This window comes from uncultured Kordia sp., from assembly GCF_947489565.1.
Lineage (GTDB): Bacteria > Bacteroidota > Bacteroidia > Flavobacteriales > Flavobacteriaceae > Kordia.
Window position 1 is genome coordinate 1 of record NZ_CANLEA010000006.1, and the last position, 17690, is coordinate 17690.

The window sequence follows — 17690 nt, forward strand, 5'->3', positions numbered from 1 at the left end:
CAAAGCACTTCTCGATACAATTTTTCTGCATTTTATTCCGAAAAATCACTCGAAATGACGTCAAGAACTCCAAAATACAAAGGGGAAAAGACTTTTGATTACAAATCAAATTCCAATCTATTACTTCATAGCAGTAAGCAATAATTTAAAATTCAACATATAACATTTAAAATAGCAAAAATCTAAAAAGCAAAACACATCTAACTTTCAAAGCACTTCTCGATACAATTTTTCTGCATTTTATTCCGAAAAATCACTCGAAATGACGTCAAGAACTCCAAAATATAAAAGGGAAAAGACTTTTGATTATAAATCAAATTCCAGTCTATTACTTCATAGCAGTAAGCAATAATTTAAAATTCAACATGTAACATTTAAAATAGCAAAAATCTAATAGCGAAAGCGTTCTAAGAGGCAAAGCCGATCTAAAAGCGATAGCGTTCTAAAAGCGAAGCGCTCTAACAATCCAAAAACCATTCAGCAAAAAAAACAAACAGTTCAGAAATAAAACCAAAAAAAATAGTGGTTCACCAATGACTTTTGTAGCGTAAAACACAAAATTCAAATTATGAACTCACGATTACTCTCAGTATTCCTAGTATGCTGTTCTATTGCATTCGGACAAATTCCCACAAATGGTCTGCAACGTGCGTACGACTTCACAAATGGAAGTCTTACCGAAGCAGCCAATGGCGAAAACTTCACACAAAACGGAACCACACTTGCAACAGCAAACGACCGATTTACAAACGCTAATAACAGTATTTCCCTAAATGGTGACTATTTATCAAGTTCCAACTTCGGATTTACAGACTTAACCATTTCTTTCTGGATAAAAACAGATATCATTGACGGAAACGAACGTACTATATTTGATAAAAGTACCCGACCAGGAGCAAATTTTAATATCAACGGGCCAGGATCAGGATTCTTTATTTTCCTAAAAGATGGTAAAATTAGTGTCAAAACATCACGACGTGTCGTAGCAAATAACAACACAGGTGCACAAGGTTACAGTATTTCAAACCTTGAGTTTGCAGAATTTATAGCAAATGATTCTTGGCGACATGTAACGATTACCATCAAAAAAGAAGCAACACAATTCAATACCGCTTCTGGACGAAATACCTATCCGTTCACCTATAACTATTATGTAGACGACGTTTTAGAACAAACACGTGTTGAAAACGTTCAAGTTGGTGGAATTTTTACCAGTCAAGGACTCAACACAGCAGCAAATTTTATGGTTGCTAACAATCAATCAGGAAGTTTAGCAGCAACCAATATTTTTGATCAAACGGTAGATGATATATACATTTACAACAGAGTATTAACAGCTTCCGAAGTATCACAAATTACAACGGATAACAGTTATACGGTTTGTGAAACACCAGACATTGCAGATTTTAGCACTTCAAACATCTCAGAAAACTCAGCAACTTTAGTATTGCCACAAACAGCTACTTTTGATGTTGCTTACGGACTGTCGTCACAACCGTTCAACTCACATACAATCGTAACTGATGTAAACGGAAATGTATTCATAAACAACTTAGATTTTTCATCAGAATATACAGTTCGTTATCGTAAAAAATGTACTGGAAACATAACGTACAATCCAGCTTCTGGATGGTCATTTCCTGCTACATTCCGTACAAAAGGACCTTTATTCGTAAATGTAAACGCAACAGGTTTAAACGATGGTTCATCATGGACAAACGCATACACTTCGTTACAAGATGCATTAGCGACCGTAAATGCAGGAGAAGAAATTTGGGTGGCGAGCGGAACCTACAAAGCGAGTACAACCGACAGAACACAATCGTTTACCGTAAATGTTGATGATGTAAAATTATATGGTGGATTTGCAGGAACAGAAACATCGCTTTCGCAAAGAAATATTGCCAATAACGAAACCATTCTTTCAGGAGATTTAATGAGCAACGATAATAGCGTAATTGAATTTACCGAATCAACGCGTTCAGATAATACACAACATATCATCAGATTGAATGCACAGAATACGACCATTGATGGTTTTACCATTAGTGACGGACATACAATGGGCGCTTCAAACGAATCTGGTGCAGCAATTTATGTTACAGTTTTAAATCCGTTAGGTTTCAACGTAAACAACTGTATCATAAAAAATAATGTAGCAGATAATGGTGCATTTTTTAGATTTTCAAGTCTAGGTGCATACTCGAGTGGAACTCGAAATGTGAACGTTACAAATACAGTTGTGGAAAATAACTTGAGTCGTATTGGAACTATCTATCTCCGTGACGCCAACGCTGAAGATACAAACGTTACGCTTTATAATTGTTTATTTAAAGACAATGTGGTAAAAGATAGAACAGGTGGACCAGCAGGTTTTGCCGGAAGTGTTGTTTGGGCAGTTTCAAATAGTGTTCCTGCACGATTGACAATTACTTTAAATATTATTAACTGTACAGTCGTTAACAACCAAGATTTAGGAACGAATGGCGGCTTAAATAACTTTACACGTTCGCCAATTGTATTTGGAGATAATGGATCTACCATGGTTACAGATATTTCAAATACAATTGTATGGAACAATACCACAACTGGCGGAAACACATCAAGAGCAGTTTCTATAGGAAATATTGCAAATACAGGAACAGTTTTAATTTCTGATAGTATTTCAAACGACGATTTTTCAAATATTGCTTCAGGAAGTAAAGTAAATACAAGCAATGCAGATCCGTTGTTTACGAGTACAACCGATTTTACACTACAACCGACGTCGCCAGCAAAAGATTTTGGAGACAATTCAAAATTACCTGCACCACTTAATGTTGATTTAGCTGGAAATAGTAGAATTTTCAATGTCGCTGTTGATATGGGCGCTTACGAATTTGGCGCAACTACCTTCAGACCTGTATTAAATATATTGGCAACAGATGGAAGTGTGACTACAAATCCAAATCCAACAAATGGCGCGTATGATTTTCTAGAAACAGTATCGCTAACGCCTGTACCAAATGCAGGATTTGAATTTACAGGCTGGTCAGGTGCTCTTTCAGGGAATGCTGCCAACGAACAACTTTTAATGGACAGTAGCAAAGCACTTACTGCTACATTTACGCCAATTCAACGTACATTAACTATAAATTCTACTGGTGGAACTTTTACAACCAATCCAAATCCTGTAAACGGAACGTACGATAACGGAACAGTCGTTACGATTACAATCACTCCAAATACAGGTTTTATGTTTGATAGTTGGAGTGGTGATGCAACAGGAAATGCAAATCCCTTAACTATTACGATGGATGGTGATAAAGTGATTACGGCAAATTATTTGAAAAATATTGTATACGTAGATTTAGATGCAACTGGAGCAAACGATGGAACTAGTTGGACAGATGCATATACTTCGCTACAAAATGCATTGGACAACAATCCAATTTCAGATTTTTGGATCAAAGCAGGAACATACGTGCCAGGTACTACTAGAGGAGCTATTTTTACGCTTATGGCAGATCAGTCTTTATACGGAGGTTTTAACGGAACAGAAACTATGTTGAGTCAACGCGATCCAGCAGTAAATGTCACTGTCTTATCAGGTGATATTTTAGGAAATGATGATGGCGTATTGACACATGGAAATACTACTTATTCTGAGAATTCATATCGAATTTTACAGATACTTGAAGATAATGCACTTGTGGACGGACTTACTTTTTCAGGCGGAAATGCTAATAATACAGGAGATACTTCTTTAAAATTTGGTGCAGCAGTAAGAATCATAGAATCGTGTAAAAGTGCTACCTTCAACAAGGTTATATTTACGGACAACCGAGTAGAAAATGCAGGAGTTGTATACTATCAGCATACAACTTCACAGACAGGAAATTATGATTATGTCTTTACCAATTGTACATTTAAAAATAACTTAGGACGTTTTGCTACGCTATTATACAGTGTAAATCCACGAACAAGCGGAACACTCACAGTAAGTTTAACTAATTGTTCGTTGACAGATAATATTGTTGCTAATATTTCAAATAGTCTTACTGCTCGTAATTCTTTAGTATGGTTTAGAACAGATGTTGCCACAACACATAACGCTATACTTACCAATTGTACAATAACTAACAATTCTTTAAACGGAACTAGTACTTCGCTTGTTGGTGTAATCTCAGCTTCAAGAGTTGGTGGAACATGTAACTTAGAAGTTAATAATACAATTATTTGGAATAATAAATTGTCTAATGGAAACGAGCAGACAAGCGTGCGTCGTTGGGAAACACAAACATCTCCAAATACAGTAACGATTAGGAATAGTTTGGCACCAGATGGATTTTCAAATTGGACAACTATTTCTAACATTCAAACAACCAATCCGATGTTTGTAGATCCTAATGCAGAAGATTATACCTTAATGATGGGCTCACCAGCAATTGATGTAGGAGATAATGCATTGTTTCCAACAAGTATTCTAGAAGATATTAAAGGAAATACCAGAGTTGTAGGCGGAACAATTGATATGGGCGCTTACGAGTTTGATCCTACATTGAGTACGGACGAAGTTTCTATTATTCCACTAGATTTTGCGATCTATCCAAACCCAGCAAAAACTATATTAAATATTCAAACAACTGAAAATATTGAAACTGTAAGCATTTTTGATATGACAGGAAAGCAGATTTTGAAAACGAATCAAACTACAATTGACGTTCGTAGATTGCAATCGGGAATGTACATACTTCAAGTTACATCAAATCAAAAAAATAGCACAAAACGATTTATCAAACAGTAATTTGTTCATAATTCATTTACCCCAAGTCAACTTGTGTTTAGCAAAAGCCTTATCTGTATTAGATAAGGCTTTTATGCAGTTTATAAATCGCTGAATATCCTTCAAATTCTCTACTAAAAGTTCGAACTTTGAAGGTTTTTATTTCTGCAATTACTTTATGATTTTGATTAAATTCTGTTTATACACATTTCCAATGGGAATGGTAGTTTCCCCAATTTTTAATCGATTCCCTTCGATGGTTTGTATTTTTTTTAGCGCAATGATGAACGACTTATGAACGCGAAGAAATTGATTTGAAGGAAGTGTCTTTTCAAAATTAGTCAAACGATCTAATGTCGTAATGGTTTCACTTTCTAAATGAATTTTTACATAACTTCCCAAGCTTTCTAGATAAAGAATATCGTCTAACTGTATTTGGTGTATTTTTTTATCTCCTTTAATAAAAATTCGTTCAATAGTAGTTTCTGGAATTGTAGCTTGAATGGTTTGTGGTTTGGAATTTCCTGTTGCTGATAAATCCAATAATTTTTTATGATCTTGTGCTTTTTGTATGGCTTTTAAAAAACGCTCAAAACTGAAAGGTTTCAACAAATAATCAATCACATTCAATTCATAACCTTCCATAGCATATTCTTGATACGCAGTCGTAATAATAACCAATGGCGGATTTTTAAGCGTACGTAAAAAATCCAATCCTTTTAGTTTTGGCATATTAATGTCCAAAAAAATCAAATCAACTTCATGTTCGTGTAAATAATTAATGGCTTCAAAAGCAGAATGACACTCACTTTCGATGGTTAAAAACGAAAGATTGTCACAATAATTCTTTATAATTTTGTGCGCTAATGGTTCGTCATCTATTGTAATACAGTTCATTACAGCTGCAATTTTAAATCCACACGAAATACAGGAGCTGAATTGGTAATATGTAATTCATGTGTGTTTGGATAAATTAAAGATAATCTTCTTTTTACATTTTCAAGTCCTATACCGACTGAATTATTTTGGTCTTCTTCATTAAAATTATTCTCAATAAAAAAATGGAGGAAACTTTCTTTTACGGTCAGTTTACTATTTAAAAAAGCATCTTTCTCAAGCAAATCAAAGCCATGTTTAAAAGCATTTTCTAAAAATACAATCAAAATCATGGGCGCTACTTGCAATCGATCATTCGTAATTTCTTTTTCAAAACGAATTTGACCGCGATTGTGATGTCGCATTTTTTGTAACGTAATAAAATTTTCTAAGTACGATACTTCACTCGTAATCGCAACGGTATTTTCTTTACAATCATAAATAGTATAGCGCATCATTTCAGAAAGTTTTAAAATAACTTCTGAAGTTTGATCTGATTTTTCCAGCGAAAGCGCATATAAATTATTTAAGGTGTTGAAAAAGAAATGTGGATTAATTTGATTTCGCAACAGAGATAATTCTAATTGTAATCGATCGTTTTCAATCTGTTTTATTTTGGAAAGTTGAGTGAACCAACGATAGGAAAGGTTTAACAGTGTTGTAACCAACATGATAAACGCCATGGCAAAAACGCCATTAAAAGGAGTGGTTTTTTTCTCATCAATTTCATGAAACCAATGTTCGTCAATCCAAGGTTCTACAGTTCCGATAAACAATCCCCAAACAACGACCAACAAGACTAAAAAGATGGTGTATTGAATATATTTCTTAGGAACAAGATAGGTCGGAATCAACCAATATACTTTTAAATAGATAGCAGGAGCTAATAACAAAATAATACTTGAAGAAGCCTGCAAAAAGTAGATTAAAAAAGTGGTAATTGATAAAGTCTCCCAAGTAGCAATTGAGAATCCCATGGCAATACAAACAGAAATGCTAACTAATATAAAAGCATGTATGAGTATTGTTTTTTTGATTGATATTGTTTCCATAATTCGTACGGATATAAAAGTATCAAAAGTAATAGCAATGTCCTATTTTATTTAATGAACTCATACAAATATCACACAAACAATTGGTTTTTATCAATAAACAACGTTAACGTATGGCAGATTGTTTTTTATGTTTAGAAATAGGCAGTTGGATAAAAAAAGTTGATAAGCGGTTTTTATAGTTTTTCTTTTGAAGGAAGATTTTAAAAACATTCATCACATGAAACTCACAATACAAAATTTAAACAAAACCTATGCAAATGGAGTAAAAGCGTTAAACAATCTTTCTTTAGAAATAGAAACAGGAATGTTTGGGCTATTAGGACCTAATGGCGCAGGAAAATCTTCTCTAATGAGAACTTTGGCAACACTTCAAGAAGCGGATCATGGAACAGCGCATTTAGGAGAGATTGATATTCTGAAAAACCCCAAAGAACTTCGAAAAGTATTGGGCTATTTACCACAAGAATTTGGCGTATATCCTAAAATTACAGCAAAACAATTACTAGATCATTTGGCAATATTAAAAGGAGTTTCGCAACGAAAAGAACGCAAAGAATTGGTGAGTTATCTACTGCAAAAAGTAAACTTATACGAAAAGCGAAACAAAGCTGTCAAAAGTTTTTCGGGTGGAATGAAACAACGTGTAGGTATTGCGCAAGCTTTAATTGGAAACCCGAAACTCATTATTGTCGATGAACCTACGGCAGGGTTAGATCCTGGAGAACGCAACCGATTTCACAATCTACTAGCAGATGTAGCCGAAAATGTCATCGTAATTCTATCCACACATATTGTGGAAGATGTTAGAGAATTATGTCAAAACATGGCAATCATGAATCGTGGAGAATTGATTTGCAAAGGAAAACCACAACAGGTCATTGAAGAATTACAACATAAAGTGTGGCAAAAAATGATAGAACGCAATGAATTGGAAAATTATACCAACAATTACAAAGTGATTTCTAACAAAATGGTAGGAGGGAAGCCTTTAATTCATGTATTACACGATGAAAATCCAGGAGCAGGATTTCAGCAAGTACAACCTACGTTGGAAGATGTTTTTTTCTCAAAAATCAATTCGGTTCCACAAGCTAACTAATCAAAAAAACGCAACATTATGTTTAAAACATTCTTTTTCAAAGAAATAAAAACTGGATTTAAAAGTCCGATGCTATACATTTTCTTCTTCCTATTTACGATCATAACGGTTATTGGAGTTGTCAATGAAAGCATTACGCTTGGTGGATCTGTTGGAAATACATATAAAAACGCACCACATATTATGTCGGTTTACATAGGTAGATTGTCATTATTTGCGGTATTAATTGCAACGGCATTTTTTAATAATGCAGCGTTAAGAGATCACCAACATAATTTTAGCAATATCATTTTTAGTACTGCAATTGATAAAAAAAGTTACTTTTTCGGACGCTTCTTTGGTGCTTTAATCATAGCGATCATTCCATTAGTAGGTGTGTTTTTTGGGTTTGTCATAGGAACAAATATGAGTGTCGAAACAGGCATGATTTCTCCACATAGAATGGGCGTTTTACATACGGAAGCATTTATCAATAACTTTTTGCTATTCATTCTACCCAACATGTTTATTGTAGGTGCGCTCATTTTTGCCATAGCAAATAAGTGGAAAAGTACCATTGTTTCTTTTATTGGAACCATTATAATTATTGTGGGATATTTAATTTCTGGAGCATTCTTAAATGATGTAAGTACAGAAAGTTGGGCTGCAATAACCGATGCTTTAGGAATCAATGCATATACGATTGATACAAAATATTTTACAAGTCTTGAGAAGAATACTGAAATTGTATCATTCAACGGATTATTACTATGGAATAGAATGGTTTGGATTGGTATTGCAAGTGTATTATTGATCGTTTCATACCTGTCATTTTCATTCACACAAAAAAATCAAAAAGTCAAAAAAGAGAAAAAAGCGATACGGACAGAAACTACACAACTGTTCAGCTTTCCAACGGTGAAAAATAAGTTTGATTTTAAAGCACAAAAAGCGCAATTCATCAGCTTGTTTAAGATTAATTTCTACACACTATTTAAAAGCAATACCTTCAAAATTATGCTCATTATTGGTGCGTTAATTTTATTGAATAAACTCATCAATGGACTTGAATACTACGGACTGCAATCGTATCCGGTGACACATAAAATGTTAGACTTTAGTCGTCCCATAAGTATGATTGTTGGAATGATCATGTTAGTATTCTTTAGTGGAGAACTCATTTGGCGAGAACGTACAAATCATATCAGCGAAGTCATTGACGGAACGCCACACAATTCACTAACGATGCTAATCGCCAAAATTGTTGCATTGATAAGTATCAACGTCGTATTTGATATCTTTTTAATGATGGTGGCTATACTATATCAATTCGCTAACGGATATACACATATCGAACTTGGCGTGTATGTTTTAGACTTTTTATATTCAGGATTGCCGTTATACATTACATGGTCGTGTATTTTTATTGCAATTCAAATTGCTGTAAATCATAAATATGTAGCGTATTTCATTGCAGTCTTATTATTATTTCTGTTTGAATTTGTAATTGTAGATGCGCTTGGAATTCAATCTTATATGATGAATCTTGGCTTTACACCAACCTATACGTATTCTGATATGAATGGTTTTAGCAGTGCTGTCATTGCTAAAAACTGGTTCAATTTGTATTGGATTTTATTTGGGATAGTTCTCATCGTCATTACAAGCGTTTTTTTGATCAGAGGAAACTTAAAAGGAATAAAAAACAGATGGAAATCTGCTAAAAAACAGTGGTCAACAAGTTATGTAACAAGCTTAGCAGTTGTTGTGATATTATTTATAGGAACCTCAAGTTTTGTGTATTACAATACGCAAGTGGTAAACTCGTATCATTCTGTAGACGAAATTAAAGACATGCAAGAATTGTATGAGAAAAAATACAAACAATATGAAGGCATTTTGCAACCGAAAATTACAGCTATTGTGTATGATGTTGCTATATATCCTGCGAAACGAAATGTAGTAGCAAAAGCGAAACTGACCATACAAAATAAAGGAAATCAAACTATAGATTCGCTACATTATTCGTTGCTAAACTTTGTAAGTTTTGGGAATGAAGGAATCACGCTAAAAAAGTCCGATTGGAAAAAAACGGTCACAATTCCGAACGCAACATTAGTTCATAATGATGAAACATTGGGTTATCAAATTTTCAAATTGAACACACCATTATTGCCAACTGAAACTATGGAAATTCAATTAGAAACTACCTATACAAGTCAAGGTTTTGAAAATTCGGTATCAAACATTCGTGTCGTTAACAACGGAACATTTTTCGACAGTACCGATATTTTACCAACTTTTGGATATGAACTCTATAATGAGATTTCGGATGCAAACGATCGTAAAAATAGAGGTTTGGAAAAGCATAAAGGAATGAAATTATTAACAGACGAACATGCAAAAACAGAAAATTACATTACCAGAAACATGTCCGATTGGGTTCAAATATCAACGACGTTATCTACGGCAAGCGATCAAATTGCAGTTTCTCCGGGAACATTAGAAAAACAATGGACTGAAAATGGGCGTTCGTATTTCAGCTATAAAAATGATCATGCTTCTCTAAACTTTACCAATTTTATGTCGGCCAAATATGAAGTAGCTCGTAAAAAATGGAATGGAATTGATATTGAAGTGTATTATCATCAAGCACACGATTATAATATAGAGATCATGCTTGCTGCGGTAGAAAAATCATTAACCTATTATACAGAGAATTTTGGGCCATATTTTCACAAGCAAGCAAGAATTGTAGAGATTCCTAGATATTACAATTTTGCACAGGCATTTCCCGGAACAATGCCCTATACAGAAGGCGGAGGATTCATTACAAATCTTTCAGATGTAGAAGATTACAATATCATTTATTCCACCATAGCACACGAAATAGCACACCAATATTGGGCGCATCAAGTAATTGGAGCCAATGTGCAAGGCGCGACAATGTTGTCAGAGAGTTTCGCAGAATATTCAGCGTTAATGGTCATGAAAAAGGAATTGAAAGATTCTATCAAAATGAAAAAATTATTAGCGTATGATTTTGAACGATATCTTAAAGGAAGAAGTGCAGAAAGTGGAGAAGAAAAGCCATTATACACTGTAGAAGATCAAGGATATATTCACTATGGAAAAGGAAGTTTAGTATTATATGCGTTACAAGAATACATAGGAGAAGAGAAGGTAAATGAAGCGTTGAGGAATTTTTTAAAAGCGTATGCGTATAAAGAAGTACCATATCCAACCACATTAGACTTTATAAGGTATTTAGAACCGCAAATTCCGGCTGATCTAGAGTATGTATTAACGGATTGGTTTAAGAAAGTTACATTATATGATTACAGTATAAAGGAAGCGAGGTATAAAGCAAAACCAAACAAAAAATATGAAGTTACAATGACTATTAAAGCTATGAAATTTGCTATTGATACTACTGGAAAACCACAAGAAGTAGCACAAAACGATTGGGTTGAAATTGGTGTGTATGCAGACAATGAAGAAAAAGAATTATTATTTGTAAAACGTGTATTGATCACTGAAAAAGAAATGAATTTTACGTTTGAAGTAGCCGAAATTCCTGCAAAAGCTGCTATTGATCCCAAACGTTTATTAATAGAGCGTGTTATTGATGATAATGTGAAAATTGTAGTAGAAGAGTAGTGCCATTTCAAATAATCAATAGTATAAGATAATTTTCAAGCTCAAAGAGCCTATCTAATATCGATCTGAGGAAATTAAAAAAAGACTGTCTGAAAAGACAGTTTTTTTTCTTATTTATGACTAAATCGATCTTTATTTGAGTCACTATATAAAGTTTATAATTAAAATAGAATATTATTTTTTATTCTGTAAATAGCCTCATTAATTAGATTGCTAAAACTTCCTGTAAGTGCTTTTTTCAGGAGTTCTTCTTTATGATTAGGATTCCAAGAAGCATTAAAAATATAGACAATAGGATCTTCTTTGTCTTCATCCAAAAAGAAAATACTATATTGACTATCAAGTTTATCGAATACAAAAAATGGGCGTTTCAATTTATTTCCCCAATATTCAATATCATCTTCGCAATCTTCTCTAAGATCATCCCAATCTTCATAGACTACTCCTGTTCCGCCATAATCTCCAGCTAAGAATAAGTATTCCCTAAATGCCTGTGGAAATGGTCGTCCTTCATTATATTTTGTTTCTAACGCAACTATTTTTGACTCTTCCCAACCTACTCTAGGAGAAATTGCTATATTCAAATTTGGATTATCTCTTAACTGTTGTAAATACTTTATCTCAATCATTTTTTGAAAGCTATTCCGAGATTTGTCATTTTCTCCAAGGTCTTTTTCGAGTAATCCTAATCTTGTGGTCAATAACTATTTTATCACTTAAAACCATTAATTTTGTTTTTTCTTCATCTGTTAGCGTTGTATTGTACATCATGACACTATTTTCAATAATGAATAATTCTGATAGTTCTGGGCAATATTTAAATAATTTTGTGTAAAGCTCTAATTCAATTTCATCTAGTGGATATGCTTTTTTTACATTATCATAATGAACATTTCTTAGTGGTTGGTAATTAATCATTCTTTTTTGCCATCTTAGAATAGATCGAACTAAACTGACCAATATATCTTCTCCAAACTCTTCCTCCGCTCTTTTTAAATATTTAAGAGTATACGGCTCTTCATGATAATCTATATAACTAACTAATTCCTGTATCAATTCTAGTTTTTTCATATCTAATTTTTTAAACGTATTTAATCAGGCTTAAAATTTTAATAAGCTTAAATAAAATTTGATTTCCATATCTTCTACGTTCACCCAAGTTGTGTAAGTTTTAGAATAACTGTAAAATAAAAAAATATAGTTGATTGCGTGACCTAAATTATTCAATTGTTGGATAATTTACATTACCAAATTCCACGTTCTGTAATATCGTATGCTCTATCAATTGCTTTGTCAATTACCTGACTAAATGTAAATTCAGATTTTGTAACGGTTTGTTTTTCATCATTTTGATAATCATAATCTACTCTGTATATATATGGGTCATCACCATCATCTAAATAGAAAAAAGCAAATTGCTCACAACCATTGCTTTCAGCATACAACCAAAAAGGTCTGTCTAACACTGTACCATATTCTGTCATTGTTTCTTTCATGATTTCTTGATGCCAATCAGAAGATAATTCTTCTAAACTAGCTGTGTCGTACAAAGGTAATGCACCACAATACGCTCCAGCTAGATGTAAAAATTCGCGATATGCCACAGGAAATCGGATATCAAATTTCTTTTCAACTGACACTATTTTTTCTTCACTCACTCCTCTTATAGTAGATTTACCAATTGTAGAGTTCTCTAACAGTTTTCTTAAATATATTATTTCCATGTTATTATTTTATGAGATTCATTTCTATTAAATCTTTATTGCCTTGCGCAAACTTACCCTCTTTAACACTCCATGCAGCTTTTACTTTAACTTCTTTCATTTTGTAAATCTGTTGTCTTAATATTATTTGTTTTTTACAAGATGCACATGGTTCATAAAGTGTTTTTACTTCCATTCCTAAAACTTCAACTTGCTCAGCTCCATATTTAGTTTCAAGCCTCTTCACTGCATCATCAAAAGTATCTAAAACTTTGACTTCGCTATCAAAAAAACGATTGATAAGTTTCCCTTCATCATTATAAGCTTTAAAATGGTCTATTAAGTCCTCTATTTTGTCGAAGCCATGAAGTTTAATATTGATACTACTGGAAAACCACAAGAAGTTATACAAAACGTTTGGTTTGAAATTGGTGCATATACAGACAATGAAGAAAAAGAGTTATTATTTGTAAAGCGTGTGTTTATCAAACAAAATTGAACATAGAAGATTCAGGATCGAAACAAGGAAGAAATCACGTCAAATAGAAGTGTTTTTTGTTTTTATAAAAAGAAAGATGGAAACCACTCCATCTTTCAACCATAATAAAATAAACTAACCATCAATTCTATCTAAATTGTTCAATTAGATGCTATTAAAAGTAGTCTCTTTTCAATATTTTACTCGATTATCTAGAAGTAAATGTTTTATAATACTATCTAGATAACTTTTTTATTTCATTTAATTATTACTTCCTTTTAGTAAGACATTAAAAAGAGTGAACACCCTATTTTTAAATTATTTTTTATTTATCGAGACAATGACAGAAAAATTATAAAACACAACGTTACTTTATCTTTTGGATAATAAAACTGCAAATACGTCCCATAAACATACAGTGTAATATTTTTTTTAAAAAAAATATTTTTCTTGTTTCACATATTATTTTTTTATGTAATTTGGTTTTAGCAATTAGCCAAGCATCATGAAACGTGTTTTTAGTTTCGGGCTTTTGGAAATTAGGGAGTCAAATCCAACAGCAGCTTATGGGATAAGTAACCGAAATGTAGAGCTAACTTCCGTTAAAAACTACATATTAAAATATATTGACGCAGTACTTGTCGTCACCTTGCTGTCCAGACCAATACGAGTCTGACATTTCTCTTTACATAGACTAGCAACTTTAAAGTTATTACTTTAAAGAGATACTCTTATACACATATTTTAACTTACTGTAAGGATCACATATGAAAACAAAATATATTGATCTTGTGGATCAAACTTATTATTTTCCACAAGACGAATATGCTTTACATGAAGGGAATTTACACTTTCATGATATTGATATGATGGAGTTAATTAAAACTTATGGAACTCCATTAAAATTTACATACTTACCACAAATCTCCCACAATATTCAACGAGCAAAAAAGTGGTTTGAAAAAGCAATGAATACGCATAATTATCAAGGGAAGTATCATTATTGTTACTGCACAAAAAGTTCTCATTTTAATTATGTTATTGAAGAAGCTTTAAAAAATAATGTTCATATAGAAACGTCATCGGCGTTTGATATTGACATTGTAAATCATTTTAAAAAACAAGGTAAAATATCAAATGCTACTTATATCATTTGCAATGGATTTAAGCGTGATTTATACATTCATAATATTACTCAGCTGATAAATAATGGACATTACAATTGCATTCCTGTGGTTGATAATTATGAAGAATTAAAATTACTTTCAGAACAAATTCAACCAAAATTTAACATTGGTATTCGAATTGCTTCAGAAGAAGAACCAAAATTTGAATTTTACACAAGCAGACTCGGAATAGGCTATAAAAATATTGTCAAGTTTTATAAAGAACAAATTGCCGATAAGCCAAATGTTTCCCTAAAAATGCTGCACTTTTTTATCAATACAGGCATTCGCGATACAGCTTATTATTGGAACGAATTGCATAAATGCTTAAAAGTTTATGTAAAGCTAAAAAAGATTTGTCCAACACTCAATGCTTTAAACATTGGCGGAGGTTTTCCGATAAAAAACTCATTAGCCTTTACATATGATTATCAATATATGGTGGATGAAATTATCAATCAAGTCAATATAGTTTGTCAAGAAGCTAGAGTAGATGTGCCAGATATTTTTACTGAATTTGGAAGCTTTACAGTTGGTGAAAGTAGTGGAGCTATTTATGAAGTATTATATCAAAAACAACAAAACGATCGTGAAAAATGGAACATGATCAATTCATCATTCATTACCACATTACCTGACACTTGGGCAATTAATAAGCGTTTTATCATGCTGCCAATCAATCGTTGGTATGACGAATATGAACGTGTGCTTTTGGGAGGACTCACTTGTGATAGCGATGATTATTACAATAGTGAACAACATGTAAACGCTATCTATCTTCCAAAATACGATAAAGACAAGCCGCTTTACATAGGTTTTTTCAATACAGGTGCTTATCAAGAAACGATAGGCGGTTATGGAGGTTTGCAACATTGCTTAATTCCACAACCCAAACGAATACTCATTCAAAAAGATAACGAAGGAAACATAACAACACAGCTTTTTGCTGAACAACAAAAGGCAGAAGAATTTTTAAAAATTTTAGGATACAATGACAACGAATAAAACTTATGCAGGAATTCCTGAATCATATGCAAAACTAGATACTTCAAAAATTGTACTCATACCAGTTCCATACGACGGTACAAGTACTTGGCAAAAAGGAGCTGATAAAGGTCCAGAGGCTTTTTTAGAGGCTTCTGAAAATATGGAATTATACGATATAGAAACAGGCTCTGAAGTATATAAAAAAGGAATTTACTTAGCAGAATCTGTCACCGAAAATAGTTCTCCTGAAGCCATGGTAGAAGCAGTTCATAAAACCACCAAGCATTACATCAATAAGAACAAGTTTGTGACTTTATTTGGCGGAGAACACTCTATCTCAATTGGTAGCATAAGAGCATTTAATGAATGTTTTAACAGTCTTACGGTATTGCATATTGATGCACATGCCGATTTGCGCAAAGAATATGAGGGAAGTAGTTGTAATCATGCTTGTGCAGTATATGAAGCCAACCAAACGACCAATTTAATACAAGTTGGAATTCGAAGCATGGATGTTTCAGAAACACGTGTCATGAATGCCGAAAAAGTATTTTTTGCACACGATATGGCAACCAACGAATATTGGATGGACAATGTGGTTGATTTACTGACCCATAATGTATTTATCACCTTTGATTTAGATGCTTTAGATCCTTCTATTATGCCAGGAACAGGAACGCCAGAACCTGGCGGATTATTATGGTATGAAACCTTAGAATTCTTAAAGACAGTATTTGAAGAAAAAAATGTAGTCGGATTTGATATTGTTGAGTTATGTCCAGAAAAAAACAACAAACGTTCCGAGTTTTTAGCAGCCAAATTGTATTACAAAATGCTTTCCTATAAGTTTTCAGAAACACAAGACGATGAAAATGTAGATGATTTTAAAGAGAACTCACCTTTTTCTAAAATTTCAAAATTTAAAGATACAGATGACTATGAATAAAGGCGCAATATCAAACTTTATAGAAAACCACTTTTTACACTTCAATGCTGCAGCTTTAGTAGATGCTGCCAAAGGATATGAAGCACAGTTAGAGCAAGGCTCTAAGATGTTAGTTTCGATGGCAGGAGCAATGAGTACAGCTGAAATAGGGAAAGTATTCGCTGAAATTATTAGACAAGATAAAGTGCACATCATTTCATGCACAGGAGCTAATTTGGAGGAAGATATTATGAATTTGGTGGCGCATTCTCATTACAAAAGAGTGCCAAATTATAGAGACTTAACACCATCAGACGAGTGGGAACTTTTATTAAAAGGACTCAATAGAGTAACTGACACCTGCATTCCTGAAGAAGAAGCTTTTCGACGTTTACAAAAACATATTTTCAAAATTTGGAAAGAAGCCGAGGAAAATGAAGAACGTTTTTTCCCTCATGAATTTATGTATAAACTTTTACTATCTGGTGTATTAGAAGAATATTATGAAATTGATTTAAAAGATTCTTGGATGTATGCTGCGGCAGAGAAAAACCTGCCAATGGTAGTTCCTGGCTGGGAAGACAGCACTATGGGAAATATATTTGCTTCATATGTCATGAAAGGAGAATTAAAAGCATCTACGATGAAATCAGGAATTGAGTATATGACTTTTTTAGCAGATTGGTATACGGACAATTCTGAAAAAGGCATTGGTTTCTTTCAAATTGGAGGTGGTATTGCAGGTGACTTTCCTATCTGTGTGGTGCCGATGCTTTATCAAGATTTAGAACGAGAAGACACACCTTTTTGGAGTTACTTCTGTCAAATATCCGATTCAACAACAAGTTATGGTTCCTATTCTGGAGCTGTTCCTAATGAGAAAATTACTTGGGGAAAACTTGATGTAGATACCCCCAAATTTATTATAGAAAGTGATGCTACCATTGTGGTGCCGCTCATCTTTGCCTATTTATTAAACATGTAAAACCTACTGAAA

General features: G+C 33.1%; 12 protein-coding genes. 6 read left to right on the top strand and 6 right to left on the bottom strand.

All coding sequences use genetic code 11. The features are described from left to right. The first annotated feature begins 568 nt into the window (after positions 1-568). On the top strand, positions 569-4786 hold the full coding sequence (locus Q0845_RS09150; protein ID WP_298511994.1) for a choice-of-anchor Q domain-containing protein: 4218 nt from the start codon (positions 569-571) through the stop codon (positions 4784-4786). A gap of 150 nt (positions 4787-4936) precedes the next feature. Here Q0845_RS09150 and Q0845_RS09155 read toward each other — a convergent pair whose 3' ends face one another. Continuing rightward, complete coding sequence (locus tag Q0845_RS09155; RefSeq protein ID WP_298511997.1) at positions 4937-5662, bottom strand: LytTR family DNA-binding domain-containing protein; 726 nt, start codon at positions 5660-5662, stop codon at positions 4937-4939. Further along, the gene (locus Q0845_RS09160; protein ID WP_298511999.1) at positions 5662-6693 is read right to left on the bottom strand and encodes a sensor histidine kinase; all 1032 of its coding nucleotides are present in this window, start codon (positions 6691-6693) and stop codon (positions 5662-5664) included. Before Q0845_RS09160 ends, Q0845_RS09155 begins: the two co-directional genes overlap by 1 nt. 220 nt (positions 6694-6913) lie before the next feature. Between Q0845_RS09160 and Q0845_RS09165 the strand changes: the two genes are divergently transcribed. Both Q0845_RS09165 and Q0845_RS09170 read left to right on the top strand, forming a co-directional pair. Next, a complete protein-coding gene (locus tag Q0845_RS09165; protein ID WP_298512001.1) occupies positions 6914-7795 on the top strand; it encodes an ABC transporter ATP-binding protein in 882 nt (293 codons plus the stop codon). 18 nt (positions 7796-7813) lie between these two features. Continuing rightward, positions 7814-11434: a M1 family aminopeptidase gene (locus Q0845_RS09170; protein ID WP_298512004.1), complete on the top strand. Its 3621-nt coding sequence runs from the start codon at positions 7814-7816 to the stop codon at positions 11432-11434. A 161-nt stretch (positions 11435-11595) separates the two neighbouring features. Here the strand turns inward: Q0845_RS09170 and Q0845_RS09175 are convergent, their stop codons facing one another. The 4 genes from Q0845_RS09175 to Q0845_RS09190 form a co-directional block, all read right to left on the bottom strand. Further along, complete coding sequence (locus Q0845_RS09175; protein WP_298512006.1) at positions 11596-12063, bottom strand: hypothetical protein; 468 nt, start codon at positions 12061-12063, stop codon at positions 11596-11598. 25 nt (positions 12064-12088) lie between these two features. Further along, positions 12089-12505 (bottom strand): hypothetical protein, encoded by a 417-nt coding sequence (locus Q0845_RS09180; protein WP_298512008.1) that lies wholly within the window; start codon positions 12503-12505, stop codon positions 12089-12091. A 173-nt stretch (positions 12506-12678) separates the two neighbouring features. Beyond that, positions 12679-13158 (bottom strand): SMI1/KNR4 family protein, encoded by a 480-nt coding sequence (locus Q0845_RS09185; protein WP_298512010.1) that lies wholly within the window; start codon positions 13156-13158, stop codon positions 12679-12681. Between the two features lie 4 nt (positions 13159-13162). Further along, a complete protein-coding gene (locus Q0845_RS09190; RefSeq protein WP_298512012.1) occupies positions 13163-13549 on the bottom strand; it encodes a hypothetical protein in 387 nt (128 codons plus the stop codon). 833 nt (positions 13550-14382) lie between these two features. On the opposite strand from Q0845_RS09190, the gene Q0845_RS09195 reads away from it, so the two are divergent. Genes Q0845_RS09195 through Q0845_RS09205 form a run of 3 tightly spaced genes read left to right on the top strand, consistent with a single transcriptional unit; the run spans position 14383 to position 17678 of the window. Further along, on the top strand, positions 14383-15786 hold the full coding sequence (locus tag Q0845_RS09195; RefSeq protein ID WP_298512014.1) for an arginine decarboxylase: 1404 nt from the start codon (positions 14383-14385) through the stop codon (positions 15784-15786). Beyond that, positions 15773-16714 (top strand): agmatinase, encoded by a 942-nt coding sequence (gene speB, locus Q0845_RS09200; protein WP_298512016.1) that lies wholly within the window; start codon positions 15773-15775, stop codon positions 16712-16714. The genes Q0845_RS09195 and speB overlap by 14 nt, the downstream gene beginning before the upstream one ends. Then, positions 16707-17678, top strand: a complete 972-nt coding sequence (locus Q0845_RS09205; RefSeq protein ID WP_298512615.1) for a deoxyhypusine synthase family protein — start codon at positions 16707-16709, stop codon at positions 17676-17678. Before speB ends, Q0845_RS09205 begins: the two co-directional genes overlap by 8 nt. Positions 17679-17690 lie beyond the last annotated feature (12 nt).

Coding starts and splice junctions, on each gene's coding strand:
- Q0845_RS09155 (WP_298511997.1), bottom strand. CDS start 5,662: ATGAACTGTATTACAATAGATGACGAACCATTAGCGCACAAAATTATA.
- Q0845_RS09205 (WP_298512615.1), top strand. CDS start 16,707: ATGAATAAAGGCGCAATATCAAACTTTATAGAAAACCACTTTTTACAC.
- Q0845_RS09170 (WP_298512004.1), top strand. CDS start 7,814: ATGTTTAAAACATTCTTTTTCAAAGAAATAAAAACTGGATTTAAAAGT.
- Q0845_RS09160 (WP_298511999.1), bottom strand. CDS start 6,693: ATGGAAACAATATCAATCAAAAAAACAATACTCATACATGCTTTTATA.
- Q0845_RS09195 (WP_298512014.1), top strand. CDS start 14,383: ATGAAAACAAAATATATTGATCTTGTGGATCAAACTTATTATTTTCCA.
- Q0845_RS09175 (WP_298512006.1), bottom strand. CDS start 12,063: ATGATTGAGATAAAGTATTTACAACAGTTAAGAGATAATCCAAATTTG.
- Q0845_RS09150 (WP_298511994.1), top strand. CDS start 569: ATGAACTCACGATTACTCTCAGTATTCCTAGTATGCTGTTCTATTGCA.
- Q0845_RS09180 (WP_298512008.1), bottom strand. CDS start 12,505: ATGAAAAAACTAGAATTGATACAGGAATTAGTTAGTTATATAGATTAT.
- speB (WP_298512016.1), top strand. CDS start 15,773: ATGACAACGAATAAAACTTATGCAGGAATTCCTGAATCATATGCAAAA.
- Q0845_RS09185 (WP_298512010.1), bottom strand. CDS start 13,158: ATGGAAATAATATATTTAAGAAAACTGTTAGAGAACTCTACAATTGGT.
- Q0845_RS09165 (WP_298512001.1), top strand. CDS start 6,914: ATGAAACTCACAATACAAAATTTAAACAAAACCTATGCAAATGGAGTA.